The organism is Euzebya sp. (genome assembly GCF_964222135.1).
Lineage (GTDB): Bacteria > Actinomycetota > Nitriliruptoria > Euzebyales > Euzebyaceae > Euzebya.
The window spans coordinates 35,799-61,426 of sequence record NZ_CAXQBR010000107.1; the positions used below are offsets into that span (position 1 = coordinate 35,799).

Annotated in this window: 29 protein-coding genes; 19 read left to right on the forward strand and 10 right to left on the reverse strand. The window is 75.1% G+C overall.

The genetic code is table 11. The features are described 5' to 3' along the window. Position 1 precedes the first annotated feature (1 nt). The 8 genes from ACEQ2X_RS23475 (at position 2) to ACEQ2X_RS23510 (ending at position 4,433) form a co-directional block, all read left to right on the forward strand. Positions 2 to 310 carry a hypothetical protein gene (locus ACEQ2X_RS23475; protein ID WP_370328314.1) on the forward strand — a complete coding sequence of 103 codons (309 nt, stop codon included), beginning with the start codon at positions 2 to 4 and terminating at the stop codon, positions 308 to 310. A 2-nt stretch (positions 311 to 312) separates the two neighbouring features. Continuing rightward, a complete protein-coding gene (locus tag ACEQ2X_RS23480) occupies positions 313 to 666 on the forward strand; it encodes a hypothetical protein (RefSeq protein WP_370328315.1) in 354 nt (117 codons plus the stop codon). Beyond that, positions 666 to 1,043, forward strand: a complete 378-nt coding sequence (locus ACEQ2X_RS23485) for a DsrE family protein (protein ID WP_370328316.1) — start codon at positions 666 to 668, stop codon at positions 1,041 to 1,043. The genes ACEQ2X_RS23480 and ACEQ2X_RS23485 overlap by 1 nt, the downstream gene beginning before the upstream one ends. Beyond that, complete coding sequence (locus tag ACEQ2X_RS23490) at positions 1,040 to 1,765, forward strand: phosphoadenylyl-sulfate reductase (protein ID WP_370328317.1); 726 nt, start codon at positions 1,040 to 1,042, stop codon at positions 1,763 to 1,765. The genes ACEQ2X_RS23485 and ACEQ2X_RS23490 overlap by 4 nt, the downstream gene beginning before the upstream one ends. Further along, positions 1,762 to 2,217 carry a DUF4395 domain-containing protein gene (locus ACEQ2X_RS23495; RefSeq protein ID WP_370328318.1) on the forward strand — a complete coding sequence of 152 codons (456 nt, stop codon included), beginning with the start codon at positions 1,762 to 1,764 and terminating at the stop codon, positions 2,215 to 2,217. Before ACEQ2X_RS23490 ends, ACEQ2X_RS23495 begins: the two co-directional genes overlap by 4 nt. 3 nt (positions 2,218 to 2,220) lie before the next feature. Then, positions 2,221 to 2,682 carry a thioredoxin family protein gene (locus tag ACEQ2X_RS23500; protein ID WP_370328319.1) on the forward strand — a complete coding sequence of 154 codons (462 nt, stop codon included), beginning with the start codon at positions 2,221 to 2,223 and terminating at the stop codon, positions 2,680 to 2,682. Positions 2,683 to 2,748: 66 nt separating this feature from the next. Next, complete coding sequence (locus ACEQ2X_RS23505; protein ID WP_370328320.1) at positions 2,749 to 3,585, forward strand: SDR family oxidoreductase; 837 nt, start codon at positions 2,749 to 2,751, stop codon at positions 3,583 to 3,585. Positions 3,586 to 3,746: 161 nt separating this feature from the next. Further along, entirely contained in the window at positions 3,747 to 4,433 is a 687-nt protein-coding gene (locus tag ACEQ2X_RS23510) for a hypothetical protein (protein ID WP_370328321.1), read from the forward strand. A gap of 9 nt (positions 4,434 to 4,442) precedes the next feature. Here ACEQ2X_RS23510 and ACEQ2X_RS23515 read toward each other — a convergent pair whose 3' ends face one another. From ACEQ2X_RS23515 to zwf, 4 genes are all read right to left on the reverse strand, one after another. Continuing rightward, a complete protein-coding gene (locus tag ACEQ2X_RS23515; RefSeq protein WP_370328322.1) occupies positions 4,443 to 5,186 on the reverse strand; it encodes a GAF and ANTAR domain-containing protein in 744 nt (247 codons plus the stop codon). 133 nt (positions 5,187 to 5,319) lie between these two features. Continuing rightward, a complete protein-coding gene (locus tag ACEQ2X_RS23520) occupies positions 5,320 to 5,697 on the reverse strand; it encodes a DsrE family protein (RefSeq protein WP_370328323.1) in 378 nt (125 codons plus the stop codon). After that, positions 5,694 to 6,380 carry a 6-phosphogluconolactonase gene (gene pgl, locus ACEQ2X_RS23525; protein ID WP_370328324.1) on the reverse strand — a complete coding sequence of 229 codons (687 nt, stop codon included), beginning with the start codon at positions 6,378 to 6,380 and terminating at the stop codon, positions 5,694 to 5,696. Before pgl ends, ACEQ2X_RS23520 begins: the two co-directional genes overlap by 4 nt. Beyond that, positions 6,370 to 7,818 carry a glucose-6-phosphate dehydrogenase gene (gene zwf / locus ACEQ2X_RS23530; protein WP_370328325.1) on the reverse strand — a complete coding sequence of 483 codons (1,449 nt, stop codon included), beginning with the start codon at positions 7,816 to 7,818 and terminating at the stop codon, positions 6,370 to 6,372. Before zwf ends, pgl begins: the two co-directional genes overlap by 11 nt. A 392-nt stretch (positions 7,819 to 8,210) precedes the next feature. Here zwf and ACEQ2X_RS23535 point away from each other — a divergent pair, with 392 nt between their 5' ends. After that, a complete protein-coding gene (locus ACEQ2X_RS23535; protein WP_370328326.1) occupies positions 8,211 to 9,137 on the forward strand; it encodes a folate-binding protein YgfZ in 927 nt (308 codons plus the stop codon). A gap of 13 nt (positions 9,138 to 9,150) precedes the next feature. On the opposite strand, the gene ACEQ2X_RS23540 is transcribed toward ACEQ2X_RS23535, so the two are convergent. From ACEQ2X_RS23540 to bcp, 3 genes are read right to left on the reverse strand one after another with little or no spacing between them, the layout of a single operon-like run. Then, positions 9,151 to 10,041, reverse strand: coding sequence for a diguanylate cyclase domain-containing protein (locus tag ACEQ2X_RS23540; RefSeq protein ID WP_370328327.1), 891 nt, complete (start codon positions 10,039 to 10,041; stop codon positions 9,151 to 9,153). 12 nt (positions 10,042 to 10,053) lie between these two features. Beyond that, positions 10,054 to 11,403: a putative bifunctional diguanylate cyclase/phosphodiesterase gene (locus ACEQ2X_RS23545; RefSeq protein ID WP_370328328.1), complete on the reverse strand. Its 1,350-nt coding sequence runs from the start codon at positions 11,401 to 11,403 to the stop codon at positions 10,054 to 10,056. A 17-nt stretch (positions 11,404 to 11,420) separates the two neighbouring features. Continuing rightward, a complete protein-coding gene (gene bcp / locus ACEQ2X_RS23550; RefSeq protein ID WP_370328329.1) occupies positions 11,421 to 11,894 on the reverse strand; it encodes a thioredoxin-dependent thiol peroxidase in 474 nt (157 codons plus the stop codon). Between the two features lie 94 nt (positions 11,895 to 11,988). Here bcp and ACEQ2X_RS23555 point away from each other — a divergent pair, with 94 nt between their 5' ends. The 9 genes from ACEQ2X_RS23555 to proC all read left to right on the forward strand — a co-directional run bounded on the left by ACEQ2X_RS23555 (position 11,989) and on the right by proC (position 19,559). Beyond that, the gene (locus ACEQ2X_RS23555) at positions 11,989 to 12,489 is read left to right on the forward strand and encodes an inorganic diphosphatase (RefSeq protein WP_370328330.1); all 501 of its coding nucleotides are present in this window, start codon (positions 11,989 to 11,991) and stop codon (positions 12,487 to 12,489) included. Positions 12,490 to 12,540: 51 nt separating this feature from the next. Then, a complete protein-coding gene (locus ACEQ2X_RS23560; RefSeq protein ID WP_370328331.1) occupies positions 12,541 to 13,791 on the forward strand; it encodes a M23 family metallopeptidase in 1,251 nt (416 codons plus the stop codon). A gap of 13 nt (positions 13,792 to 13,804) precedes the next feature. Beyond that, positions 13,805 to 14,356 carry an aerial mycelium formation protein gene (locus tag ACEQ2X_RS23565; protein ID WP_370328332.1) on the forward strand — a complete coding sequence of 184 codons (552 nt, stop codon included), beginning with the start codon at positions 13,805 to 13,807 and terminating at the stop codon, positions 14,354 to 14,356. A 3-nt stretch (positions 14,357 to 14,359) separates the two neighbouring features. Then, positions 14,360 to 15,352 (forward strand): asparaginase, encoded by a 993-nt coding sequence (locus ACEQ2X_RS23570; protein WP_370328333.1) that lies wholly within the window; start codon positions 14,360 to 14,362, stop codon positions 15,350 to 15,352. Positions 15,353 to 15,452: 100 nt separating this feature from the next. Continuing rightward, positions 15,453 to 15,935 carry a helix-turn-helix domain-containing protein gene (locus tag ACEQ2X_RS23575; RefSeq protein ID WP_370328334.1) on the forward strand — a complete coding sequence of 161 codons (483 nt, stop codon included), beginning with the start codon at positions 15,453 to 15,455 and terminating at the stop codon, positions 15,933 to 15,935. Between the two features lie 136 nt (positions 15,936 to 16,071). Further along, positions 16,072 to 16,656: a hypothetical protein gene (locus ACEQ2X_RS23580; RefSeq protein ID WP_370328335.1), complete on the forward strand. Its 585-nt coding sequence runs from the start codon at positions 16,072 to 16,074 to the stop codon at positions 16,654 to 16,656. Between the two features lie 274 nt (positions 16,657 to 16,930). Beyond that, positions 16,931 to 18,244: a glycosyltransferase gene (locus ACEQ2X_RS23585; RefSeq protein ID WP_370328336.1), complete on the forward strand. Its 1,314-nt coding sequence runs from the start codon at positions 16,931 to 16,933 to the stop codon at positions 18,242 to 18,244. 3 nt (positions 18,245 to 18,247) lie between these two features. Beyond that, positions 18,248 to 18,721 carry a YbjN domain-containing protein gene (locus tag ACEQ2X_RS23590; protein WP_370328337.1) on the forward strand — a complete coding sequence of 158 codons (474 nt, stop codon included), beginning with the start codon at positions 18,248 to 18,250 and terminating at the stop codon, positions 18,719 to 18,721. Positions 18,722 to 18,731: 10 nt separating this feature from the next. Continuing rightward, positions 18,732 to 19,559 carry a pyrroline-5-carboxylate reductase gene (gene proC / locus ACEQ2X_RS23595; RefSeq protein WP_370328338.1) on the forward strand — a complete coding sequence of 276 codons (828 nt, stop codon included), beginning with the start codon at positions 18,732 to 18,734 and terminating at the stop codon, positions 19,557 to 19,559. A 52-nt stretch (positions 19,560 to 19,611) separates the two neighbouring features. Here proC and ACEQ2X_RS23600 read toward each other — a convergent pair whose 3' ends face one another. From ACEQ2X_RS23600 to ACEQ2X_RS23610, 3 genes are read right to left on the reverse strand one after another with little or no spacing between them, the layout of a single operon-like run. Beyond that, entirely contained in the window at positions 19,612 to 21,177 is a 1,566-nt protein-coding gene (locus tag ACEQ2X_RS23600; RefSeq protein ID WP_370328339.1) for a hypothetical protein, read from the reverse strand. A 36-nt stretch (positions 21,178 to 21,213) separates the two neighbouring features. Next, on the reverse strand, positions 21,214 to 21,678 hold the full coding sequence (locus tag ACEQ2X_RS23605; protein ID WP_370328340.1) for a PPOX class F420-dependent oxidoreductase: 465 nt from the start codon (positions 21,676 to 21,678) through the stop codon (positions 21,214 to 21,216). Beyond that, complete coding sequence (locus ACEQ2X_RS23610) at positions 21,675 to 22,370, reverse strand: 2-phosphosulfolactate phosphatase (protein WP_370328341.1); 696 nt, start codon at positions 22,368 to 22,370, stop codon at positions 21,675 to 21,677. Before ACEQ2X_RS23610 ends, ACEQ2X_RS23605 begins: the two co-directional genes overlap by 4 nt. A 112-nt stretch (positions 22,371 to 22,482) precedes the next feature. Here ACEQ2X_RS23610 and ACEQ2X_RS23615 point away from each other — a divergent pair, with 112 nt between their 5' ends. Then, entirely contained in the window at positions 22,483 to 25,617 is a 3,135-nt protein-coding gene (locus tag ACEQ2X_RS23615; RefSeq protein ID WP_370328342.1) for a cell wall-binding repeat-containing protein, read from the forward strand. Positions 25,618 to 25,628: the final 11 nt, after the last annotated feature.

Below are 25,628 nucleotides of genomic sequence, written 5' to 3' on the forward strand. Positions count from 1 at the left end.
CGTGGCCACCACCGTCCTGCTGTCCGCGGGGGACTGCTGGCCGCTCGTCCTGGCCGGCCGCCTCGCGGCGCGCGAGGACGTGACGGCCGTCCTGCTCGACCGCGCGGCGGATCTCGCCCGGCCGTCGCACCCCTCCCACGGGCGGGTCACGGCCGCGATCGACGCGGGCGCGACGGTCCTGGTCGACACCGCGGCGCTGCGGCGTCGCGGGCTGCCGACGACCGCGATCGCCGACGGCATCAGCCCCACGGACCTGGCCGCGGTCGGCGACCTCCTCGTCGACGCCACCGACAAGACGATCTGGCTCTGACCGTGATCCGCACCGTCGCCCTCATCCTGAACCAGTCCGGCGCCACCGAGCAGACCACGACGGCGCTGGGCCTGGTGGAACGCCTCGTCGAGCGCGGCGTCGCGGTCCGCGTCTTCGCCCACGACGAGGCAGCGGTGCTCTCCGCGGGCAGCCACCCGGTCGCCGCCGCGGTCGAGGGGCTGATCCGCGCCGGGGTGCACGGCGGACCCCTCACCTGGATCGTGGAGGACCCGGCCGCCGAAGCCCTCGGCGTCGCGCGCGACCAGGTGCGGGGTGTGATCGCCGGCGACCACCACGACCTCTGGGGCATCGTCCGCGAGGCGGACCTGGTGCTCAGCGTGGGGGTGTGCGCCTGATGCCCCGCAGGCTCGTCAGCCTGATCCGCCACGCCCCCGGGGCGCCCCGCGGGTCCGAGCCGTCCCTCGAGGCCAACGCATACGCGGTCACCCAGGACGTCGACCTGACCGTCGTCCTGCTCACTGACGCGGTCCGCCTGGCGGTGGCGGCGGCCGAGGTGCCGCCGCGGACGATCGCCGGCGCGGCGTTCCCACCCGCCGCCCCGTCCCACGACCTGCGGGCGCTGCTCGAGAGCGGCATCGAGGTGCTCGTCCACGACGACGCCCTCGCCCGGCACGGCATCGGACCCGACGAGCTGCTGCCCGGCGTCCAGGTCGTCGACGACGCGGACATCACCGACCGGATCGCCGACGCCCAAGGGGTGCTGACGTGGTGAGCACCGCGCTCGAGCTGCCGACCGATGCCGACGTGCGCGCCGCCGCGATCGAGCTCGAGGGCGCGCCGGCGACCGACGTCCTGCGCTGGGCCGCGACCGCCATCCCCCGGTTCTGCATCACCTCGAGCTTCGGGGCGGACGCCGCGGTCCTGCTCAGCCTGGTCGCCGAGGTGGACCCGGACATCCCGGTGCTGTTCCTCGAGACCGGCTTCCACTTCGCCGAGTCACTGGCCTACCGCCACCAGCTCGCGGACCTGCTGGGCCTCCGCGCCGTCATCGACGTCACCCCCGCGCTGACCGTCGAGCAGCAGGCCCGCGAGCACGGCGCGGGGCTGTACCTGCGCGACCCCGACGCCTGCTGCGCGCTGCGGAAGGTCGCGCCGCTCGACGACGCGCTGGCCGGCTACGACGGGTGGGCGACGGGGGTCCGCCGGTCCCAGACCGCCGAGCGGGCCGGCACGCCGATCGTGACGACGGCCACCACGGGCGGCCGGGTGCTGCTCAAGGTGGCGCCGCTGGCCACCTGGACCGCCGCCGACGTCGCCGGCCACCGCCGGCTGCACGGCCTGCCGCCCCACCCCCTGGCCGAGCGCGGCTTCTCCTCGATCGGCTGCGCCCCGTGCACCCGCGCGGTGGCGCCCGGGGAGGACCCCCGCTCCGGCCGCTGGGCGGGGCAGTCGAAGACCGAGTGCGGCATCCACCTCGAAGGACCTGAGCGGTGAGCACGGACCACACACCCACTCCCACCGACCGGAGCGACGCCGAGATCGACGTGCGCGGCCCGAGGGCCTCCGCTGCGATCACGGCCGTGGTCCTGTCGACCGCGTTCCTGCTCGACGCGCCCGCCCTCGTGGCCGTCCAGGTCGCGGTCTTCGCCGTCTCGGCACTGGCGGGGCTGCGCTGGTCCCCCTACGGGGCCCTGTTCCGCCTCGCGGTGCGCCGCCTCGACCTCGGACCGCCGCCGGCGACCGAACCGGCGACGGGGCCCCGCTTCGCCCAGCTGATGGGGCTGCTCGTCAGCGGTGCCGGCCTGGTCGCGCTCCTCGCCGGCGCGACGGCGGTCGGGTGGGGCCTGGTCCTCGTCGTGGTCGGGCTGTCCGGCCTGCTCGCCGCGACCGGCATCTGCGTCGCCTGCGAGGTCCACGCGGTCGGCGTCCGCCTGGTGACCCGGTAGCCCGTGGACCGGCTCCTCGTCCTCGTCGCCGTGGTCGCGCTGGCCACGGTCCTCGCAGCTGCCCGCACGGCGTGGGACGGCCGCGTGCGCCCGACCCGCGCCACGGCGTCGTCGGGCGCGAGGCCCCCCGGCGAGGCGGCCGACGTCGTCGCGGTCGTGCAGCCGACCACGCCGCTGGTGCTGGTGGAGCTCACCGCGCCGTCCTGTGCCGCCTGCGCCACCGCGCGTGCGGTCCTCGACGAGGTCGCGACCGAGCACGCCGACGTGTCGGTGGTGGCGCTCGACGTCGCCGATGCCGTCGACCTCGCACGGCGCCATCGCGTTCTGCGCGCACCGACCACCCTCGTGGTCGGGGCCGACGGGACGCTGTGGGGGCGCGTCTCAGGAGTGCCCGACGCGACCGCCCTGGCCGAGCTGGTCGCGCGTGCGCGCGGCACCGCCAGCCAGGTCGCGCAGCGCGCCTGATCGGCCGGTTCGCACCGGCGGCGGACGCGGGAAGGGCAGGGGGGTCCCCGACCACAGGAGCACGCCATGCCCGGGCCCCAGACCCAACGACCCCCCGGCACCGAGACCGCGATGACCCCGCGACCGGACCACGGGGAGGAGAGCTACCGGGGGTCCGGCCGGCTCGAGGGCAAGGCCGCGGTGATCACCGGCGGGGACAGCGGCATCGGGAAGGCCGTGGCCATCGCCTTCGCGCGCGAGGGCGCCGACGTCCTGATCAGCTACCTCGACGAGCACGAGGACGCCCGGGACACCGCGCGCTGGGTGGAGGAGGCCGGCCGCAGGGCCGTGCTGGTCGACGGGGACCTGGCCGATCCGGCGCACTGCCGCGCGATCGTCGACCGCGCCGTCGAGGAGTTCGGGCGCGTCGACGTCCTCGTCCCGAACGCGGCGTACCAGATGACCCGGGAATCCCTCGAGGATATCCCGGACGAGGAGTGGGACCACACCCTGGCCGTGAACCTCTCCGCGATGTTCCACCTGTGCAAGGCCGCCGTCCCCCACATGCCGTCCGGCTCGTCGATCATCGCGAGCACGTCGGTGAACTCCGACATGCCGCGACCCACCCTCGCCCCCTACGCCGCCACCAAGGCGGCGATCGCCAACCTGGCGGCCAGCTTCGCCCAGATGCTGGCCGAGCGCGGCATCCGCGTGAACAGCGTGGCGCCAGGGCCGATCTGGACGCCGCTGATCCCCTCGACGATGCCGGCCGAGCAGGTCGAGACCTTCGGCGAGGACGTGCCGCTCGGCCGTCCGGGGCAGCCCGCGGAGGTGGCGCCCGCCTACGTCCTGCTGGCCGACGACCAGGCCAGCTACGTCTCGGGTGCCCGCCTCGCGGTGACCGGCGGCAAGCCGATCCTCTGACCGTCGGGCCGGTTGGACCTTGCGGACCGGCCCGGGCTCGGCGAGTGTGGAGGTGACGGGGCATCCGCCCCTGGCCCTCCGGCGCCACCTGCGACCGGCCCGAACCCCGCCTCCCTCCCACGCCACGTCCGGGGCCGAACGCCATCGCTTGGAGGCGCGTCATGCTCGACGCCACGAACGGCCACCGGACCGTCATCTCCGCTGCCCCGACCGTCGACGAGGTCTTCGGTGTCCTGCCCGGTCCCCCGCCCCTCGAGTGGGGTCTCCCGCCCCGGTCCGCGCTGGTGCTGGCCGCTCACCCCGGTGATGCCGCGGTCGGCTTCGGGGTGGGCCTGCACGCCCTCTCCTCGGCGGGGTGGCGCATCACGGTCGTCAGCCAGTACGAGGACGTCGCGCCGAGCGACCCGCGGCGCTGGGCCGCCCTGGAGGACGTCCACGGCCACCTGGCGGGGCCGGTCGAGGCGGTGCACCGCGGTCGACGGGACCGACCCGCAGAGGCCGAGTTGATCGCCGACCTCCGGTCCCTCGCCATCGGCCACGACCTCGTGATCGCCCCGGCCACGGGTGCGGGCACCCACGACGACCACGACCTCCTCGGGCGCGCCGTGGACCAGGCGCTCGAGCGTCCGGGCGAGCAGGTCCCCGTGTACCGCTACCTGATGCCCGGGCAGCGCGTGACCGCCGACTGGCTGGCGGCCAGGCGGCCATCGGTCCCGGCCGCCGGCGTCACCGCGCTGCAGCGGGCCCGCCTCCGCCTCATGGACCACCTGGCCTGCGTGGACGGGCGCAGCTCGGCGTGGCCGGCCCGCACCGGGATGATGACCGCCTCGGACCCCGTGCTGGTCTGAGGACGCGCCTCAGCCGAGGACGTCGCCGACCGGCAGCCGCCCCTCGATCAGGTCCTCCGCGACCTCGGCGACCGGTCGCCGGTGTGCGCGCGCGTACCGGCGGATCGCGTCGAACGCGCCCGCCGGCGTGATGCCCTCGAGCATCGCCAGCCCCCCCTTGGCCTGCTCGATGACCGCCCGCGAGCTCAGCGCGCGCTGGAGGTTGGTCACCATCGACGAGGACACCTCGAGGTCGTGGACGATCATGAGGTACGCGGCCGCCAGGTCGGCCATCAGCGTCGCGACCTCCCGCTGCTCGACGCCCAGCGCCGCCGGCGCGGCCCAGAAGTAGTTCAGCGACCCGAAGGTGTGACCGTCGGCGTGGAGCGGCACGGCGTGGACCATGCGGAACGGCACGACGCCGAGGTGCTGGGCGAACGCGGGGAACCTCGCAGCCACCTCCGCGTCGTCGGCCACGACCGGCGACGCGGTCGAGTAGGCGTGGATGCAGGGCCCCTCGCCGGCCTCGATCTGCGCGGCCTCGATCCTCCGGAACCGCTCGTCGGAGGCCGCGACGACGCGGAGCGCCCCGCCGTCGTCGGCGATCATCACGCCGGCGCCCTCCGCACCGATGACCGCCGACACGTCCTGGCACAGGTCCACGAGCGCGGCCGCGGTGGGCTCGTCGCCGTGCAGCGCGCGGACGAACCGCGTGAGGACCGCGAGGAGCGGCTGGACACCCACGTCCGCCCGCTCGATGAGCTCGTCAACCATCCGTCTCGAGAGCCTCCCAACCGTTCCGCGACCCGCGCATCCGCCCCCGTGGGCGAGGCAGTGTACCCGCAGGACCCGATCCGGAACCGGCTCGGAGTCGGTCCGTGTGCGGCGCCAACCGCACGTGGAGGGCTCAGTAGACCAGCGCGGTCGCGCCCGGGCGCGTCGCCAGCTCCACGAACCCGGCCGACCCGCCCATCGCGGTGCCGTCGCGGAGGTCGCCGGGGCCGATCCCGCGACGGGTCGCGCACGGCGTGCAGACCGTCACCGTCCCGGCCGCGTACACCGCGGACAGCAGGTCCACCAGCGGCGGCGCCTCCGGCACCGCGATGCCCTCCGCGACGCCCGGCACCGCCAGCCTGACCCCCTCGACGGCCAGGAACAGGTGCACGTCGAGCCCGCTCGCCACCGCGACCGAGGCGACGTTGCAGGCGAGGTTCGCCCGCTCGGGGTCGTCGGCGGCGTGGGTGGCCTTCACCACCAGCGACCGCCGGCCCTCCGGCGCCGTCACCGGGCCGCCTCGGCGTCGGCGACGACGACCGCGTCGCGGCGGATGCGATGGGCGGGGAGGGGTGGGTGCCCGTCCAGGAGGGCCTGCAACGCCGCGGACTTGCCCGGCCCGGACACCTGCCACACGACCCACCGGGCCGCGTTGATCGCCGGGGCGGTCATCGTCATCCGCTGGTGGCCCCGGTAGACGCCCGAGAGGTCGATGCGGGCGGTCGAGTCGACGACGGGGTCGCCCGGGACCAGCGATGCGGTGTGGCCGTCGTCGCCGAGCCCCAGGTGGGCGACGTCGAGGCCGCCCAGCGCGGCGATCCGGGTGGCGTAGGCGCCGGCGGCGCCGATGGGGTCCGCGGCCTCGACGGGCATCGGGTGGCCCGTGGCGCCGGTGGGGTCGACCAGCGAGGTCGCGATGGCCGTCCAGTTGCGGGCGGGGTCGCCGGCGGGGGCCAGGCGCTCGTCGACCTGGACCACGTGGACGCGCGGCCAGTCGACGTCCGCCCCGGCCAGGGCGATGTACAGCGGCACCGGCGTCGAGCCCCCGCTCAGGGCGAGCACGGCGGAGCCGCGCGCGTCGAGCGCGGACCGGAGCCACCCAACCACCAGGTCGCAGACGCGTGCGGTGACCGCCGCGGCGTCGGGGTGCACCTCCAGCTCGGGGGCGTCGTCGTGAGCGAGCTCAGTGGGCATGGTCCTCCGGGAGGTGCCAGCCGCGGGGGGCGATGAGCGCGTCCGCGGCGTCGGGGCCCCACGAGCCGTCGTGGTACAGGTGCACCTCGGGGCGGTGGCGCAGGATCGGTTCGACGAGCTCCCAGGTGCGCCCGATGCCGTCGGCCCGGGTGAAGAGGGTGCGGTCGCCGAGCAGGGCGTCGTGGAGCAGGCGCTCGTAGGCGTCGATGCGGCTGACGGGGTCGCCGCCGTCGCGGGAGAAGAACGACTCCTCGTAGCTGAAGCGCATCGAGGCAGGTCCGAGCTCGAGGCGGGGTCCCGGCCGCTTGGCGAGGAACGAGATCGCGAACCCCTGGTCGCCGGCCATCTCGAGGGTCAGGTGGTCGCGGGACCGCTCGTCGACGCCGCGGCCGACGAACATCTGCCGGGGCGGCCGCTTGAACGCGAGCGTGACGGTCTGGCGCTTCTCCGCCATCGCCTTGCCGGTCCGCAGGTAGATGGGGACGCCGGACCAGCGCCAGTTGTCGATCTCGACCTTCATGGCGGCGAAGGTCTCGGTGTCGGAGTCCGGCGCCACGCCCTCGGACGACCGGTACGAGCGGTACTGGCCGTAGACGACGTCGTCGGGGCTGACAGGCGCCATCGACTCGAACACCTTGCGCTTCTCGTCCATGAGCGGGTCGGAGTCGAGGGACACCGGCGGCTCGAGCGCGATGACGCTGAGGACCTGGAAGAGGTGGCTGACGACCATGTCCCGCATGGCGCCGGTCTCCTCGTAGAACGCCGCGCGGGACCCGATGCCGATCGTCTCGGGCACGTCGATCTGGATGTGGTCGATGTGCTGGCGGTTCCACACCGGCTCGAACATCCCGTTGGCGAAGCGCAGCGCCAGGACGTTCTGCAGCGCCTCCTTCCCGAGGAAGTGGTCGATCCGGTAGATCTGCTCCTCGGCGAGGACCGAGCGGACGGTCTCGTCCAGGGCGGCGAAGGAGTCCGGGTCGGTGCCGAACGGCTTCTCGAACACGACGCGGGCGCGCTGGTCCAGGCCGCAGGTGCCGATGCCCTCGGTGATCGGCCCGAACGTGGCCGGCGGGACGGCGAGGTAGAACAGCCGCGTCGGCTCGCCGCCGATCTCGGCCTCCGCCTCCGCCACCGCGTCCCGGACCCGGCTGGGGTCGTCGGGGCCGAAGCCGCCGCCGCGGTAGCGCAGGTGGCTGGCGAACTCGGCGAAGGCGTCCTCGTCGTCGACGCCGCGGCCGAACTCCTCGATGCCGGCCCGGGCCAGGTCGCCGTACTGCTCGTCGGGCATGTCCGACCGGGACGTCCCGATCACGACCCAGCGCTCGGGCATCAGCCCGGCGAGGTGGAGGTCCCAGAAGGCCGGCAGCAGCTTGCGGCGCGCCAGGTCGCCGTTGCCGCCGAACACGACGATCACCGCGTCGTCAGGTACCAGCTGCACCGCGCCACCTCCTCGGTCGACCACGACGGCAGCGTAGAGCGGGGAACGAGACGCCGCCCGGACCAAGGCGATCCGGGCGGCGTGTGTTGCTTCAACTCGTGCATCCACACCGTTCGGTCTGGTGCCGTCGGCCCGTGGGGGCCGAGTTCGGCGGGTGTGACCACGTCCCGCGACCTAGGGCGGGTGATGGGCGTGGATTCGCATCAGGCGACCTTGTCGTCGGTCCTGGATGCAGAAGGACCGAGGACGCCTAGCGGCGCATCACCTCGACGGTCACGCAATGACTGGAACTCATTGTGCTCGGACCACCTCCTTTCAGTCGTGCGGGCAGTGTAGCGCCCCCGACCGCGGGGTCGCTCGGGAGATGGACCCCCCACGTACCGTGGGATGCGATGTCACCCACGCCGTCACCCACGCCCCTGCTCGACCAGACCGCCGTCCACGTCCGCACCGACGGTGTGGTCCGGGTGACCGGACCGGACCGGCTCACCTACCTGCACTCCCTCCTCAGCCAGCACCTCGAGGACGCCACCCCGGGGACGGTCGCCGACTTCCTCCACCTGGACGCGAAGGGCGATCCGCTGGCGATGGGCACCGCGGTCGTCCACGCCGAGGCCGTCCTCCTGGTCGTGCCGCGCGAGGTGGCGGCCGACACCGCCGATCGCCTGGACCGGTTCCGCTTCATGATGCAGGTGGAGGTCGCCGACCTGACCGGGGAGTGGGTCGTCGCGAGCCTGCGGGGCCCGGAACCCGTCGACGCGCCGGGCGCCCGCAGCCAGCCGATGACCGCGGCGCCGCACGGACCGGGGATGGTCGTGCGCACCGCCGACGGCGGCGTCGACCTGCTCGGACCGGAGTCGTGGGTGGTCGAGCGGGTCCGCGAGCTCGACCTGCCCGCAGCCGACCAGGAGGACTTCGAGCGCTGGCGGATCACCGCGGGCGTGCCCGGGTGGGGGTCGGAGGTCACGGCCGGCCGTCGGACCCAGGAGCTCGGGTTGCTGCCGACCCACGTGCACCTGCGGAAGGGCTGCTACCCCGGCCAGGAGTCGATCGCGAAGATCCACAACCTGGGCCGTCCGCGCCGGGCGCTCGCGGTCGTCACGAGCGACGTGGCGCTGGAACCGGGCACCACCCTCGGCGAGGGCCGTCGACCCGGTGAGGTCACCAGCGCCGCCGACCGCCCGGAGGGCGGGTCGATCGCGCTCGCCCTGCTCGGGCTGGTCGACGGCGACCTGCCCACGGAGGTCCGGACCGCCGACGGCGCCCCGGTCGCGGTCGTCCGGCGGGTCGGCGAGGGGCTCCCCCAACCCGGGGCCTGAGCACCCGGGGGGGTCAGGGGCGGGTCCGCTTGTCCGCGTACATCGCCATGTCGGCCCGGCCGAGCAGCGCGTCGACGTCGTCGTCGGGCCCGAGCGCCGCGACCCCGATCGACGCGCCGATCGCCAGCTCCCGTCCCTCCCACTCGATCGGCTGGGCGATCGTGGCGACCAGCCGCTCGGCCAGGCCGTCGGCAGCGCCTGCCACCGTCCGGACCACGAACTCGTCCCCGCCGTAGCGGCACGCCAGGTCCGCGGGCCGGACCGCGGCGGCCAGCCGCCGGCCGACGACCGCGAGGACGTGGTCGCCGGCGGCGTGCCCGTGGCCGTCGTTGATGTGCTTGAAGCCGTCCAGGTCGATCAGGTGGACCACCACCGGCCGCCCCGCCGCCACGTCGGCAGCCAGCGCCTCGTGCAGGTGGGCGCGGTTGGCCAGACCGGTCAGCGCGTCGTGGCCGGCTTGGTGCGCGAGCTCGCGCCGCTGGTCGTTCAGGGTCCGCATCGCGCGGGTCCGGGCGGTCACGTCGGTCGCCGTGAGGAGGATCGCGCCGATCCCCGCCGACCCCCGCGGCAGCGGCGTCAGATCGACCTGCCAGTGCACGTCCGGCGTGGCGGGCGGGGCGAGGCGCGGGCGCCCGCTGACCACGTGGCCGACCGACGCACGGGCGCGGAGCAGGACCCCGCGGCAGCGGTCCTCGACCTGGCGGCCGAGGTCGCCGAGCACCTCGGACGGCGTGCGCCCCGCGACCGCCGCCGGGTCCTGGCGGTACAGGCTCGCGAGCGCGTGGTTGACGGCCAGGTGGCGGAGGTCGAGGTCGAGGACCCCGAGCGGGAGGGGCGCGTCGGTCAGCAGCCGCTCGAGCAGGCCGTCGACCAGCCAGCCGGGGAGGTCGGGCGCGGCGCTCACCGGTCCAGCGACCTACCGACGGGACGCGCGCGGCAGGTGCCAGTCGCCGGCGAGCAGGTCCTCGAGCACCAGCGCGTCGGAGAACAGGTACCCCTGCATGAGGTCGACGCCGATCCCCGTCGCGACCGCCGCCTGCTCGGGGGTCTCGATGCCCTCGGCGACGACCACCATGTCGAGGACGCGGCACACGTCGACGGTCGCCTTCACGATCGCCCCGGTCCGCCGGTCGGTCGTCAGCGTCCGGGCGAAGGTCTGGTCGAGCTTCACCGTCGAGACCGGCAGGTCCCGCAGGCGGGCGAGGGAGGAGTAGCCGACGCCGAAGTCGTCGAGGGCGATGTCGAAGCCGGCGGCGCGGAGGTCGCTGAGGATCCGGATCGCGTTGCGCCCGTCATCGATGACCGCGGTCTCGGTCACCTCGAGGGTGACGTGACGGGCGTCGAGGCCGCTCTGCTCGAGCGCGGCGGTCAGCTCCGAGACGAGCAGCGGCTGGCGCAGGTTCACCGCCGACAGGTTGACCGCGACCCCGGCGTGCAGGCCGGCGTCCTGCCACCGACGGCACGCGGCGAGCGCCTGGCCGAGCACGATGTCGAGCATCGGGTCGACCAGGCCGGTCTGCTCGGCCAGGGGCACGAACTCCGCCGGCGACACCACCCCCATCCGCGGGTCGTCCCAGCGGACCAGCGCCTCGGCCTTCACCATCGTCCCGTCGGGGTCGACGATCGGCTGGAACGCCGCTCGCAGCGTGTGGCCCGCCGGGTCCTCGAGCGCCTCGGACAGGGCGGCGGCGACCATCAGCCGGCGGCGGACGGTCCCGGGGTCCTCGGTCTGGTGCAGCTCGAGGCCGGTGCTGTGCCGCGAGGCGTCGGTGGCCGCGCTGATGGCCCGCCGGAGCAGCACGGCGGCGTCCGGCTCGCCCTGGGCCACCCCGACCGACGACGAGAGGCGGAGGCCGACCCCGTCGACGTCCATCGGCCGGGCGATCGCGGCGCGCAGCGTCCGGCCGAGGTGGTGGGCGGGCATGAACGGCCTGGCCATCATGGCGACGCAGAAGCGCTCCTCGCCGAGGGTGCCGACCGGCCAGTCGCCGACCGCCTCGCGCAACCGGCGTCCCACCTCGGCGACGACGGTCTGGGCGTGCTCGTCGCCGAGCACGGTCTGGACGTCGCGGAGGCCGTCGAGCTCGACGACCAGGACCGCCGGGTTGCCGCCGCCCCGCTGGAAGAGGCCGTGGGCCTGGTCGAGGAACGGCAGCCGGGTCGGCATGCCCCCGGTGACGTCCTCCAGCCACGCGCTCGCGGCCGCGCGGCGCTGCTGCAGGTCCTGCGCGACGCGCTGATCGTCCCCGACGGGATCCGCCTCCACGCCGCCGAGCGTAGCGGTCAGCTGCCCCGCATCTGGTCGATGGCCTTCAGCGCCTGCGCGGCGTGGGTCTTCGCCTGCGCGCGCTTCCACACCTTGGCGACCGTCCCGTCGGCGGCGATGAGCACGCTCGAGCGGATCACCCCGACGGAGGTGCGGCCGTACAGGGTCTTCTCGCCCCACGCGCCGTAGGTCTCCATGACCGCGTGGTCGACGTCGGAGAGGAGGGTGTGGGGCAGGTCGTGGTTGGCGCAGAACGCCGCGTGGGACGCCTGGTCGTCGGGGGAGATCCCGAGGACCGCGACGCCCCGCTCGGTGAAGTCGTCCCAGGCGTCCCGGATCCCCTCCGCCTGGGTGGTGCAGCCCGGGGTCTCGTCCTTCGGGTAGAAGTAGACGAGCACCGGCTGGCCGCGGAGGTCGGACAGGGTGACCTCGCGGCCCTCGGCGTCGGGCAGGGTGAAGTCGGGGGCGGTGTCGCCCACCTCGATGTGCACGTCGGTGTCCCTTCCTCTGCAGCGGGCAGGTCGCGGGGAGCCGCCGTAGGCTCCACCGGCGTCAGGCTCTCAGAGCGTCGAGGTGGAGGCCAACGTGACCGTCGAGGTGTACGTCGAGATCCCCAAGGGGTCCCGCAACAAGTACGAGTGGGACCACGAGACGGGCGCGTTCCGCCTGGACCGGATGCTCTACTCCGCGGTGCACTACCCGGGCGACTACGGCTTCATCCCCGACACCTGGTCCGGCGACGACGACCCCCTCGACGCGCTGGTGCTGCTCGGCGACCCGACGTTCCCCGGGTGCACGATCACCGCCCGCGTGGTCGGCGTGTTCGACATGACCGACGACAAGGGCTGGGACGCGAAGATCATCACCGTGGCCGACGCCGACCCCCGCTGGGCGGAGGTCCACGACCTCCACGACCTGCCGGGCCACGTCCTGAAGGAGGTCCAGCACTTCTTCAGCGTGTACAAGGACCTCGAGGGCAAGGCCGTCACCGTCGACGGCTTCCGCAGCCGGGACGCCGCGCTCGACCAGATCGCCCAGGACCGCGCCCGGTTCGCGTCGCTCGACCCCAAGCCCCGGATGCCCTGAGCGCACGCGCTGCAGGCGGTCCGTGACGGAGCGACAGCTCAGGCGCATGATGTGGCGGTCGATCAGAACCCGCCCCCGTCCCCGACCGACCCCCGAGCGTCCGAGCTGCGCACCTTCCCCCACCGGCGTCGACCGCTGGTGACCGCCGTGGTCGCCAGCGCCCTCGTGCTGCTCGCCCACCCCGCCGCGGTGCCCGCGGCCACCGGCGGTCCGGACACCGACCCGGCCGGGACCCCCGAGCTCGCCGTCCAGGTCGAATCGGACCCCGACGTGCAGGCGGCGCGGTCCACGTTGGACGCCGCCCACGCGCGGGCCGCGGAGGCCTCGCGCCGCCTGGACGACCTGGCGGCCACCTTCGAGACCGCCCGCGGCCACGCCGAGCGGCTGGCTGACGAGCTCGCCGGCGCGGACGACCGGGTCGCCGACGCGGAGGAGGCCGTCCGGGAGGCCCAGGCGGCGCACGCCGAGCAGGTCCGTGCCGCCTACATGCAACCCGGCCTGGACCTCGTCCGCGTCTCGGGCGCGTTCCTCCTGTCGCCCGACGTCGGCAGCGCCCTCCACGCGAGCGCCGTGATGGAGCGGGTGGCCGCGAACCGGTCCGCCACGGTCCGGTCGGTCGCCCAAGCCGGCCGGGAGGTGCTGGCCGACATCGGCAACCAGCGCGACATCGCCGGCGGCACGGCGGCGTCGATGCGGGACGTGGAGGACCTGAGCGCGACGTTCACCCAGGCGCTCGAGCAGGCCCAGGCCGAGGTCGCGGCGGCCGAGGACGCCCTGGCCGACGCCGAGGCGGACGCGGAGGCCCGCCTGGCCGCGGAGGCGGCCCTGTCCGCAGCCGGCGTGGGCGTCGTCGGCGGGACGACCGCCGCCGGCACCGTGATCGCGACGATCAACGGCGGGACCCAGGAGATGGCGTGCCCGCTGGGGCAGCCCAACGGGTTCATCGACTCCTGGGGGTTCCCGCGGTCGGGCGGGCGCAGCCACAAGGGCGTGGACATGTTCGCCGCCTACGGCGCACCGATCTACGCGGCCGCCGACGGCTACGTCCGGCGCGTCTTCAACAACGCGCTCGGGGGCCTGTCGATCGACACGGTCGACGCCCTCGGCAACCGCTACTACCACGCGCACCTCTCGGCGGCGTACGTCGTCGACGGCCAGAGCGTGCAGGCGGGGCAGCTGATCGGCGCCAACGGCAACAGCGGCAACGCGATCGCCACCCCGCCCCACCTGCACTGGCAGTTCCACCCCGCCGACGGCGGACCCGTCAACCCCTACCCGCTGGCCGCCGCCCTCTGCCGGTAGACTCCGGGCCGCCATGGCCGACGAGACCCCGCACCGCCGACGCATCGACCGCGTCACGAGCGACACCTACCTGGAGGGCCTCGCGGACCGGGCGGTCGGCGACATCCGCGCGATGCGCGACGAGTGCCGCGAGGAGGAGGCCCGCCTCAGCTACGCCCGACGGCTGCTGCACGGCCAGCTCGACGTGGTGAAGGCCGAGCTCGAGCGGCGCGACGGCGGCGGGTCGGATTCGCTCGTGACGACGCTCGGCGAGATCCTCGCCGACCAGCCCCGCGGGGGGCCGGTCCGCTCGGTGGGCGACGCCCAGATCTTCACGCCATCCGGGCCGACGGGTCGGCGCCCCGGCGACACCGTCCTGGACGACGTGCCGCTCAGCCGCCTCCCCGATCTCGACGACGAGGAGCTCGCCGCGGTCGTGACGCGCCTGACCGACGAGGAGTCGTCGATCTCGTCGCTGCGGCGGACGGTCCTCGACCACCTGGATCGGCTGCAGGAGGAGCTCGTCGTCCGCTACCGCGACGGCGTCGCCTCGATCGACGAGGTCGTCCCACCGGGTCAGCGCTAGCCGGTGCCGGCATCCGCGGGCCGGCCGGCCGTGATCGTGACCCGCGGCGGCGTCGTCGAGTCGGTGCACTCCGCGCACGTCGTGGTCGCCCCCGCCGACGGCCCCCCGGTCGAGGTCCTCGGCGACGGCGGTTCGGTCGTCTACCCCCGCTCTGCGCTCAAGCCCCTGCAGGCCCTCGCCGTCCGGGCGCAGCTGGGCGAGCACGGGGCGACGCCGGACGTCCGGCAGCTGGCCATCGCCTGCGCCAGCCACAGGGGCGCCGACGACCACCAGGTCGAGGCGGCCGGGCTGCTGGCGGAGGCCGGCCTGGACGAGTCGGCGCTCCGCTGCCCGGCCGCGTGGCCCGAGGACGCCGCGGTCCGCTCGGACCTCGACGCGCCGACCACGCTGTCCCACAACTGCTCCGGCAAGCACGCCGCCTTCCTGTGGGCGCACACGGCGGCGGGGGAACCGGCGGGCAGCTACCTCGACCCAGACAGCGATCTGCAGCAGCGGATCGCCGCGCGGGTCGGGCAGGTCATCGGCGAGGCGTTGGTCGGCCCGGGCGTCGACGGGTGCGGCGCACCGGCGTGGCGGTGCTCGCTCAGCGGCCTGGCGCGCGGGTTCGCCCGGCTGGAGGAGGGACGTGACGACGACCTCCGCGCGGTGCGGGCGGCGATGACGGCCCACCCGCACCTGATCGGCGGGGAGGGGACGGCTGACACCGCCATGATGCTGAGCGACACCCGTGTCGTCGCCAAGCGGGGAGCGGAGGGGATCATGGCCTGCGGGTTCACCCACCCGGCTCACGGACCGCTCGGCATCGCGGTCAAGGTGCTGGACGGCGCGGAGCGCGCGGCCGGGCCCCTCGCCGCGGCGGTGTGCCACGCCCTCGGGGCCGTCGTGCCGACCGAGGTCCTGCGGACGCCCGTGCTCGGCGGTGGACGGCCGCAGGGCGAGGTGGTCGCCACGCCCGACGTGGCGGCCGTCACCACTGAGGCGTTCGGCCTGGCGTAGCCGCCGGGCGGTGCACGCCGCCGGTGCTTGCTCTTGCAAACAGTGCTTGCAGCTGTTAGCATAGATGTCAACGAGGCAAGCAGAAGCGTCAGGGGAGGAGGTGACCGCCGTGGTGGATGCGAAGAAGGTGCTGCACGCGGCGAGCCACACCGTCTCCGACGTGACGGGTGCCGCCGAGTCGACGGTGCGGGATGCCACGACCGAGGCGGACCGGCGCGTCCGCGAGCTGGGCGCGTTCATCCGCGAGCAGCGGGAGCACGCGCGGCTGTCGGGCCGGAACCTGGCCAAGCGCGCCGGCGTCTCCAACCCGTACCTGTCCCAGATCGAGCGCGGGCTGCGCAAGCCCTCCGCCGAGATCCTGCAGTCCATCGCGAAGGCCCTCCGGATCAGCGCCGAGACGCTGTACGTGAAGGCCGGCTTCCTCGAGGAGCGGGAGACCGACGTCACCACCGCGATCATGGCGGATCCGGACCTGACCGAGCGCCAGCGGCGGGCGCTGCTCGAGATCTACCGATCGTTCATCGGCGAGCCCGCGCTGCCGGCCACGCCGGACCCGGAGGGCGGCCCCGCCGCCACCGGATAGATCCCCGCAGACCCCCAGACCTGGTCAGGGGGTGGGCGTCGTACCGTGCTCCGCCCTCCAGCGGTCCGCCTGCCCCCTGACCATCCAAGACCAGCCATCCAGACCCCCCACCCCCGCGACCACGAGGAGACCAGCCATGGCCACCACGAAGACCACGACCACCGCTCGCAAGACCAGCGCTCGCAAGACCAGCACTGCCAAGACCAGCGCGAAGAAGGTGACCACCGCCCGCAAGGCGCCCACCACGACGTCGACCGCACCGTCCACCGCCGGTCGCCACGAGTTCGACGTCCGCGCGCTCGTCACCAACTCGGCGTACGCCACCATCGGCGCCGGCGACCTGGCGGTCGAGACCGCCCGGACCCTCCCCAAGCGCCTCGAGGCGCAGCGCAAGGCCCGCGCCGAGCGCGCGCAGGCCTTCGTCAAGGAGGCCCCCATCCGCGCGCAGGCGCTGGTGAAGGACGCCCCCACGAAGCTGCAGGCCGAGTGGACCCACGGCTACGAAGCCGCCCGCAAGGAGCTCGACGTCTACGCCGCGCGCGGACGCAAGCTCATCGACTCCATCGCCAACGCACCGCAGACCAAGCGGGCCCTCGACCAGACCGAGACCGCCCGCAGCCAGGTCAAGGGCGCGGTCACCAGCATCCGCAAGGCCGTCGAGCAGGGCCAGGAGGCCGCTGAGGGCGCCGTCCGGCGCATCGGTGTGCGCCGCTCCGCCTGATCGACTCCGCTTGGTCGACCGCCACCGGGGCGGCGTCCCCGCGACCCCCTCCGCCCGATGCCCCGTGGCAGAGGACGTGGTCCACGCCAGCCCCTCCAGAGCCCCCGCCCCCGCGGGGGCTCTGTCGCGTCCAGGGCGTCGGGGTCGCGTTCCGGGGCGTTCGGCCGCGCGCGGGTGGGGGGAGGGTGGGTCGCGTGCCCCCGGCGACTACCCTGGCCGGGTCACGACCCGCCGCACGCCCCGCGTGCCACCCGACGAGGACACCCAGGACACGATGACCACCACCCAGGGGAGCACCCGGCGCGTCGGGCTCATCGCGGTGCACACCTCACCCCTGGCGCAGGCCGGCACCGGTGACGCCGGGGGGTTGAACGTCTACGTCGACCACACCGCCCGCGGTCTCGCGGACCGCGGCATCGCCGTCGACGTCTTCACGCGCCGACCCTCGGCGGACGTGCCCGCGACCGTCACGGTCGCCGACGGCCTGCGGGTGCACCACATCGATGCGGGGCCGGCGAGCGCCCCCAAGTCGGCGCTCGCGAGCCACCTCTGCGCCTTCTACCTGGGCCTCGCCGCCCACCCGGCCGCCGCGCAGGTCGACGTGTTCCACGGCCACTACTGGATGAGCGGGTGGGTCGGTGCCCGGGCGCGGCGCAAGCTCGGCACGCCGCTGGTGCAGACCTTCCACACCCTGGCCCGCCAGAAGAACGCATCGCTGGCACCCGGCGACACCCCCGAGCCGCCGCTGCGGCTGGCGGCGGAGAGCCGCATCGCGACCGACGCCGACGCGATCATCGCCCCGACCCCGCACGAGAGCGCGTTCCTGCGCCGCGAGATGGGTGCGGTCGACGTGCACGTCGTCGAGCCGGGCGTCGACCTGTCGGTGTTCAACCCCCGCGCCGACCGGGCGTGGGCGCCTGACCTGCTCAACCCCGAGCGGGACGCGAAGGTCCTCCTGTTCGTCGGGCGGCTGCAGCCGCTGAAGGGACCCGACACCGCGGTGCGGACGCTCGCGGCCCTCACGAGGGACGCCGCCCCGGACGACCCGCCGCTCCGGCTGGTGCTGGTGGGCGGGCCGAGCGGGAACGGCCACGGCGTCGTCGACCCGCCCGGGCTGCTGGCGCTGGCCGCGGAGCTCGGGGTCGCAGACCGGGTCGGGTTCCTCAGCCCACGCGGTCACGAGGACCTGGCGGCGCTGTACCGCGCCGCCGACGTGGTGCTGATGCCGAGCCACTCCGAGAGCTTCGGCCTCGTCGCCCTGGAGGCCCAGGCCTGCGGGACGCCGGTGGTGGCCACGGACGTCGGGGGGCTCCGGCACGTGCTCGGCCGGGTCGAGGGGGTCGAGGGCGGCGGCACGCTCGTCGCCGACCACGACCCGAAGGCGTTCGCCGGGGCGGTGCGGCCCTACCTGTCCGACCCCGACCTGGCCGCCGCTGCTGCTGCGCGCGGCCAGCGCCGAGCTCGGTCGTTCACCTGGCAGGCGACGGTCGACAAGACCCTCGAGGTCTACGACGACGTCCTCGCCCGCGGGCGGTCGGCAGCGCACGGGGCCGACCGCGCCCCCGTGGCGCGCGGGGCCTGCGCCTAGGCGATGGCGACCGAGCGCGCACAGGCCGCCGACGCGGTGCGGCGGTGGCTGGAGGCCCAGGAGGGCCTCGAGGTCGAGCAGGTCGGCGACGACGCCTGGGTGACCGTGCTCGCGGGGGAGAACAAGCGCACGATCGGGATGTACCTGAGCGTGGGGGACCGCACGCTGATCGTCGAATCGCACTTCATGCGGGCGCCCGACGAGAACGCCGAGCGGCTGTACGGGCTGCTGCTCGCGCGCAACCAGCGCAGCTACGTCCTCCGCTTCTGCGTGTACGACTCCGGCGACATCGTCCTGGTCGGCGTGGTCCCGGTGGCGGCTGTCACCGTCGAGGAGGTCGACCGGATCGCGGGGGCCCTGCTGACCACCGCGGACGAGACCTACAACGCCGCGCTCCGCCTCGGCTTCACCGCCTACATCGAGCGGGAGCAGGCGTGGCGTGAGAGGGTCGGGCTCGGCCGGAACCCGATCACCTAGGAGGGTCAGCGTGAGCGACGATGTCATCGAGGGGCGCATCGGCATCCTCGGCCTGGGGCGCCTCGGCGAGGCGCTGCTGTCCGGGCTGCTTCGCAGCGGGGCGGCCAAGCCAGACCAGATCCGCGGCACCGTGCGCCACGACGACCGCGCCGCGGCGCTGACCGAGCGGCTCGGCATCGAGGTGTCGACCGACTCGGCGGCCGTGGCGGACTGGGCGGACATCGTCGTCGTGGCGGTCAAGCCCCAGAGCCTCCAGGGCCTGTTCGACCAGGTCGCCGGCCACATCCGGCCCGGCGAGCCCGTCATCACCGTCGCCGCCGGGGTGCCCACCGAGCGGTTCGAGGCCGCCCTGGGCGAGATCCCCGTCGTGCGGGTGATGACGAACGTCCCGGTCCTGGTCGACGAGGCGATGAGCGCGATCAGCGCCGGCGCCCACGCCGACGAGGACCACCTGCTGCTCGCCGAGCGGTTCCTGAGCCAGGTCGGCCGGGTCGTCCGGATGCGGGAGGAGGACCTGGACGCCGTCACCGCCCTGTCGGGCTCCGGTCCGGCGTACTTCTTCCTGCTGGCGGAGGCCATGATCGACGCCGGCATCCTCCTCGGCCTGCCGCGGGACGTCGCGACGGAGCTGATCACCCAGACCATGACCGGCAGCGCCCTCATGCTCAGGGACACCGGACGGCACCCCGTCGAGCTGCGCGAGTCCGTGACGTCGCCCGGCGGCACCACGATCGCCGCCATCCGGGTCCTCGAGGAGCAGAAGGTCCGCGCCGCCTTCCTCAACGCGATCGAGGCCGCCAAGCTGCGCTCCGAGCAGCTCGGCCGCGAGACCCGGTGATCCGGTGTGCCTACCCGCCGGGAACACGGGGGAGGATCGAGGTGTTACGCCATTACGACGGCGATGTGACGATGTCGTCGCCACAGCCATCGACGGGGCCCCTGACGTTGCCGACGGGTCGTCCACAGGTACCGTTGACAACCGAGAGACGCCTGGACAGGAGGCACGATGACCACCACCAACGCACCAGTCCGTGAGAGCCTGCTCGCCGAGTTCGACCAGGCCTGGCGGGACGGGACCCCCGTGTTCGCGTGCTGCCGGCGATCGGTCGCGATCGCGCTGGACGGCGTCGACACGCTCTCCCTGCTCGCCGAGGACGCCACGACCCGCGTGACCGCCCTGCGCGGCGCGGTCGACGAGGAGCTGCCCGGTCACCTGGACGGCCACCGCTGCTGCGTGGGCCACCTGGCCGACGTCGCCTTCGACCTCCCCGACGCGATGGCGACCGCCTAGGCGGTCTCCCCAGATCTGACAGACTTGCCGACGGCGCCCCTCCGGGGGCGCCGTCGTCGCCGCCGAGGGCCCAGGTGCGGGTGGCGACGTGGAGGACCGTCCCGGAGGGGAGGGTGACCTCCCGGGCGTCACCCCACATCGTCGGCGACCCGCCCATGACCTCGCCGACCACCGTTGCGTCCGTCGGCTCGAGCAGCTGGACCACCACGTTGGTCGCCGCGGAGGACGTGCACCGGTTGACGAGGAGCCTGAGGGCCCCGGGGCGCTCGTCGGCGACCTCGATGAGCCGGTCGACCAGCACCCGCGCCGTCCCGGTGTCCCCACCCGGGTTGTCGCGGAGGTCGAGCACCACCGCCGCGGGGTCGACCCGGTCGACCGCCGCGTCGAGCTCGTCGGCCAGCTGGGTGATCGTCACGCCGTCCACCCGGGCCTGCACCACGCGGTAGCGGATGACGACGGCGTCCTCGCGGTCCTCCAACGCCCAGGCGGGGGTGTCGGGGTCGACGAGCGGCGGGCAGACCAGCGGGTACCAGATGCCGGCCCAGTCGGCGTAGGCCCCAGCCGGCACGGGTGCGACGTCCACGGCCTGGCCGTCGAGCTCGAGTGCGGGGTCGAGCCCGATCCCGCGCAGCACCGCCGTGGTGACCAGGTGCTGGGGCAGGCGCCCGAGGGCCGAGGCGTCGGTGTCGTGGGGGACCAGGGGGCGGAGGCGAGCGGCCACCTCGTCGACGGGCAGGCCGCCGATCGCCGTGACCTCCCGCCCGACGAGGGACTGGTGGGGCGGTGCGGCGGCGATGACCCGCCAGCCCTCCTCGAAGGCGTACAGCCGGAGAGGCCACAGCTCGAGATCCGGCTGGGCCAGCGGGAAGATGCCGGTGTGGCCGTCCTGGGGCCTGGTGGCGCCGAGGCGCATCAGCTCGGTGAGGAACGCCTCGTCGGTCAGGTCGCCGACGCGCTGGCGGACGTCCGCCGCCGCCGCGGCGACGTCCGGCGGGTCCGGGTGCGTCGCGAGCGCGTCGAGCAGCGCATCGAGATCCGCCAGCCGGTCCGCGACGACAGCGGTGTCGGTGGTGGCGGCGGGGACGTCGGGGTGCGGGGCCGTGGCGGCGGTGCACCCGTGGGCGACCGGGGCGGCGACGAGGAGCGCCACCACGAGCCTCGACACCAGCACCCGGGACGTGGCCGGATCCTACGCCGTCGCTCAGGGAGCGTCGGCGAACTCAGGGGGCACGCCGCCGGTGGCGATCGGACCCCAGTCCTCGATGGTGATGGCGATGCAGACCTTCTCGCGGTCGCGCATCGCCTGGCGGTACTCGTCCCAGTCCGGGTGCTCGCCGGCGGCCGCGCGGGAGTAGGCGACGAGGGCCTCCACCCCCTCCTCGCCGGCGAGCACCTCGGCGGTCCCGTGGAGCTGGGTCCAGGGCCCGTCGAAGTCGTCGCTCAGCGCCAGCACCGCACAGGACGGTGTCCGCTGCAGGTTCGCGGTCTTCGCCCGGGTCGGGTAGCTCGAGATCAGCAGGCGCCCGTCGACGTCGACCGCACCCGTGACCGGGCTGATCTGCGGGCGGCCGTCCGCACGGCTCGTGACCAGCACGTACTTGCGCTTGTCGGCGAGGAACTCGAGCAGGTGCGCGCGATCCACGCGCTCGGTGGTGGCGACGTTCATCGGGGGGATCCTCCGTGGGCGGGTCGATGTGCCGGGTGCAGCGGGCGCAGGTGGTGCCGGTCCTGGTCGCCGACGCGCGCGAGCGCGACCTCCATGGCGAAGTCGAACCGGTCGACCACCTGGGCGTAGGGGACGTCGTCGGGGGGCAGGTCCGAGCCCGGCTCGGTGAACAGCGCCGCGGCGTCCGAGGCGGCCACCCGGTCGGTGAACGGAGCAGGGTCGACGGGGCCGTCGGCGGTCAGCAGCGCGGCGATGTACTCACCGCACGCGCGGTCCTCCTCGCCGTCGCGCCCCGAGTGGGCGCCGGTCACGCAGAAGCTGATGCGCGCCTCGCCGGTCAGGGCGGCAGCGGTCGCGCCGGCCACGGCGAAGCTGGCGGTCAGGACGCGGTCGGCCGAGGTGGCCCGGACGACCCCCTGCGTGCCGGCCGACGAGCGGTGCACGATCGGCACGCCGGAGAGGTCCACGCCGTCGAGCGCGGTCGGGGAGTTGCCGTGGTCGAACCCCTCCGCGGTGATGCCGTCCACCTCGCCGAGCAGCCGCACGGAGGGGTCGTCCGCCCGCCGGGCGTGGGCGTCGTCGACCGTAGCGACCAGCTCGTAGGGGCCTGCCCCGGCGGCGAGGGCGACGGCGGCGGTGGTGAACGCGCGCAGCACGTCGATCACCACGACGCAGCCGGGCTGTGACGCCACGTCGTCGAGGGTGCAGAAGGTGATCTCCAGCGTGACGCTCCTGGTGCCGGTGGGGTCGGTCCGGCCCCGCCCCGCACACTAGCCGCGCGGCACCGCCTACCCTGTGACCGACATGCGACCGCCGTTCGGGCTGGCCGCCACGGCGGTGGCGGCGACGGTGCTGGCCGCCCTCCTCCTCGTGGGGGTCGTGGCCGGCGGCGGCGATCCCGTGGTCCTGCCCGTGGCCGGGCCGGCCGGCGAGCCGGGGGAGGGGCTGTGGGCGGCACGGGCCGGCGCGCCACCCGGGGCGTACGCCGCGGCCCTGGCCCAGGCGGGGGAGGTGCCGGAGTCCCCCGTCACCTCGTTGCACGGCTGGCGGGACCGCGGCCCGTCGCGGATCGGCGGGCGGCTGACCGATCTGGCCCTCGCCCCCGACGGACGCCTCTACGCCGCCGCCGCGTCCGGCGGGTTGTGGGCCTCCGACGACGGGGGCCGCACCCTCACGCCGACCTGGCCGGCCGACGCCACCCCCGCGATCGGCGCGGTCGCCGTCACCGCGGAGGGGGTGGTGCTGGTCGGCACCGGCGAGGCCAACGCAGGCGGGGGGTCGGTCACCTACGGCGGCACGGGCGTGTACCGCTCGACCGACGGCGGGGCGACCTGGGATCACGTCGGCCTCGCGACGTCCGGCACGGTCGCCCGCATCGTCCCGCACCCGAGCGACCCGGCGGTGGTGTACCTCGCCGCCGGCGGTGACCTGTTCACCGGCGGCGGCGAGCGGGGCATCTACCGCAGCGACGACGCCGGTGGGACCTGGACGCGTGTGCTCGCCCCCTCCACCCCCACCGCCGGCGGCGCCGACATCGCGATCGACCCGTCGGACCACGACCACCTCCTCGCGGCGCTGTGGGACCGGCAGCGCACCCCGGCGGAGCGGCGCTACGGCGGCCCCGGATCGGGCCTGCACCGCTCGACCGACGGGGGCACGACCTGGACGCCGGTCGACGGCGGCCTCCCGGGGTTCGCAGCCGATTCGGGACGCATCGCGGTGGCCTTCAGCCCGGCCGACCCCACCCGGGTCTACGCGGTGGTGACCCGGGGCGACGGCCGTGCGGGCGGGTTGTGGCGCGCCGACGACGGTGGGACCACCTGGGCGCGGGTGGACGACTCCCCGCTCTACGAGCCGTCACAGCACATCTTCGGCTGGTGGTTCTCGAAGGTGTTCCCGGCACCGGACGACCGCGACCGGGTGCTGGTGCCCGGCCTCACCCTGCTCGAGTCCGTCGACGGGGGGGTCACGTTCTCGAGCGACGGGCTGGTGCACGCCGACCAGCACGACCTGATCTGGGACCCCCGCGACCCCTCCACGGCGCACCTCGCCACCGACGGCGGGCTGTACACCTCCGACCAGGCGGGTCGGTCGCTGACGTGGGAGCCGGCGGTCGAGCAGGGCTTCACCCAGCTCTACCGGGTCGCCTCCGCACCGGGCGCGGATCCCGACCGGGCGCTCGCCGCGGGGTTCCAGGACCTCGGGTGCATGCTCACCGAGGGGGCGGCGGACGACTGGTACCCCTCGGCCGGCTGCGGGGACGGGACCGCGGTGCTGGTCCACCCCGATCGGCCCTCGGAGGTCGTGCTGTGCGGGCAGTACGGGCGGTGCCGGCGCTCGGCGGACTTCGGCCGGACCACCCAGCGGATGGACCTGCCCGACGTGGACCGGGTCGCCTGGGCGCCACCGCTGATCGCGCTGCCGGGCGCCCCCGACCGGCTGGTGTGGGCGGGGAGCACGGTGCACCGCTCCGACGACGGCGGCCGGACGTGGGTGCAGGTGTCCGACGACCTGACGCGCGGGGAGGCGCCCGATCCCGACTACCCCTTCGGGACGGTGAGCGCCCTCGCCGCGGGGGACGCGGAGGGGCGCCTGCTGGTCGCCGGCACCGACGACGGGTTGGTGTCGCGGACCGACGACGGCGGGGGCACCTGGGCGCAGGTCGCCGACGTCGGTCGGTGGGTGACCGGGCTCGCACTCGTCGACGGCGGCGACCGGCTGGTGGTCACGACGTCGGGGTACCTGGCGGGGGACGACGCCCCGCAGGTGCTGGTCGTCGCGGACCCCGACGTCACCGCGATCGGCGCCGGGCTGCCGGCCGCGCCCGTCAACGACGTGGTGGTGCTCGACGACGGGACGGTCGTGGTGGCCACCGACGTCGGCGTGTTCACCGCCGTCGACGTCGACGCGCCGGTGGGGCGGCGCGTCGGGACCGCCCTGCCCCAGGCGCCGGTGCTGGACCTGGACTGGTCAGGCGACCGCCGCGAGCTGACCGTCGCCACCTACGGCCGCGGGGCCTGGACCGCCACCATCCCCTCGCTCTCCCGCCACGCCGGCGACGACCGCTACGCCACCGCCGCCGCGATCGCGCAGGTGCACGACGGGGCGGCCGGCGGACCCGTCGACGAGGTCGTCCTCGCCTCCGGTGAGGACTTCCCGGACGCCCTGACCGCCGCAGCCCGGGTGGCCGCGTCCCCCTCCCGCCGCCTGGTCCTGACCCGACGCGACGACCTGCCCGGCCCGAGCGCCGACCTGCTCGCCGCGTGGGCGCCGGAGCGGCTCGTCGTCGTGGGCGGGGAGGCCGCGGTCAGCGCAGACGTCGTCGCGCAGGCCGCCGCTGCCGGTGGTGATCCGGCGGTCACCCGCCTGGCGGGGGCCGGCCGGTACGCCACCGCGGCCGCGGTCGCCACCGCCGGGGGAGGGGCTGGGGACGCCGTCGTCCTCGCCACGGCGGGGACGCCGTTCGACGCGCTCGCCGGCGCGGCCCTGGCAGCGGACGTCGACGCACCGGTCCTGCTGGTCGACCCGGACCGGCTGCCGGCGGCGACCGCGCAGGTGCTCGCCGACCTCGCCCCCTCCACGGTGATCGCCCTGGGCGGCCCGGCGGCCATCGGCGACGCTGTGCTGGCCGAGGCGGGCACGGTCGCCGGCGCGGTGACCCGACGCATCGCCGGCCCGGACCGGATCGCGACCGCCGCGGCGATCACCGGCGAGCTGGGCGAGGGCCCGGAGGTCTGGCTCGCGACGGCTGCGGGGTTCCCGGACTCCCTCGCCGCCGCCGCGACCGGGTCGCCGGTCCTGCTCACGGACCCGAGCGGGCTGTCGAGCGGCGTCCTGGACGCCCTCGCGGCCCGCCGGCCGATCGCGGTCCGGATCGCCGGCGGGCCGGCCGCCGTCGCCGACGACGTGGTCACGGCGCTCCGCACCGGACCCGGCTGACGTCCGCGCCC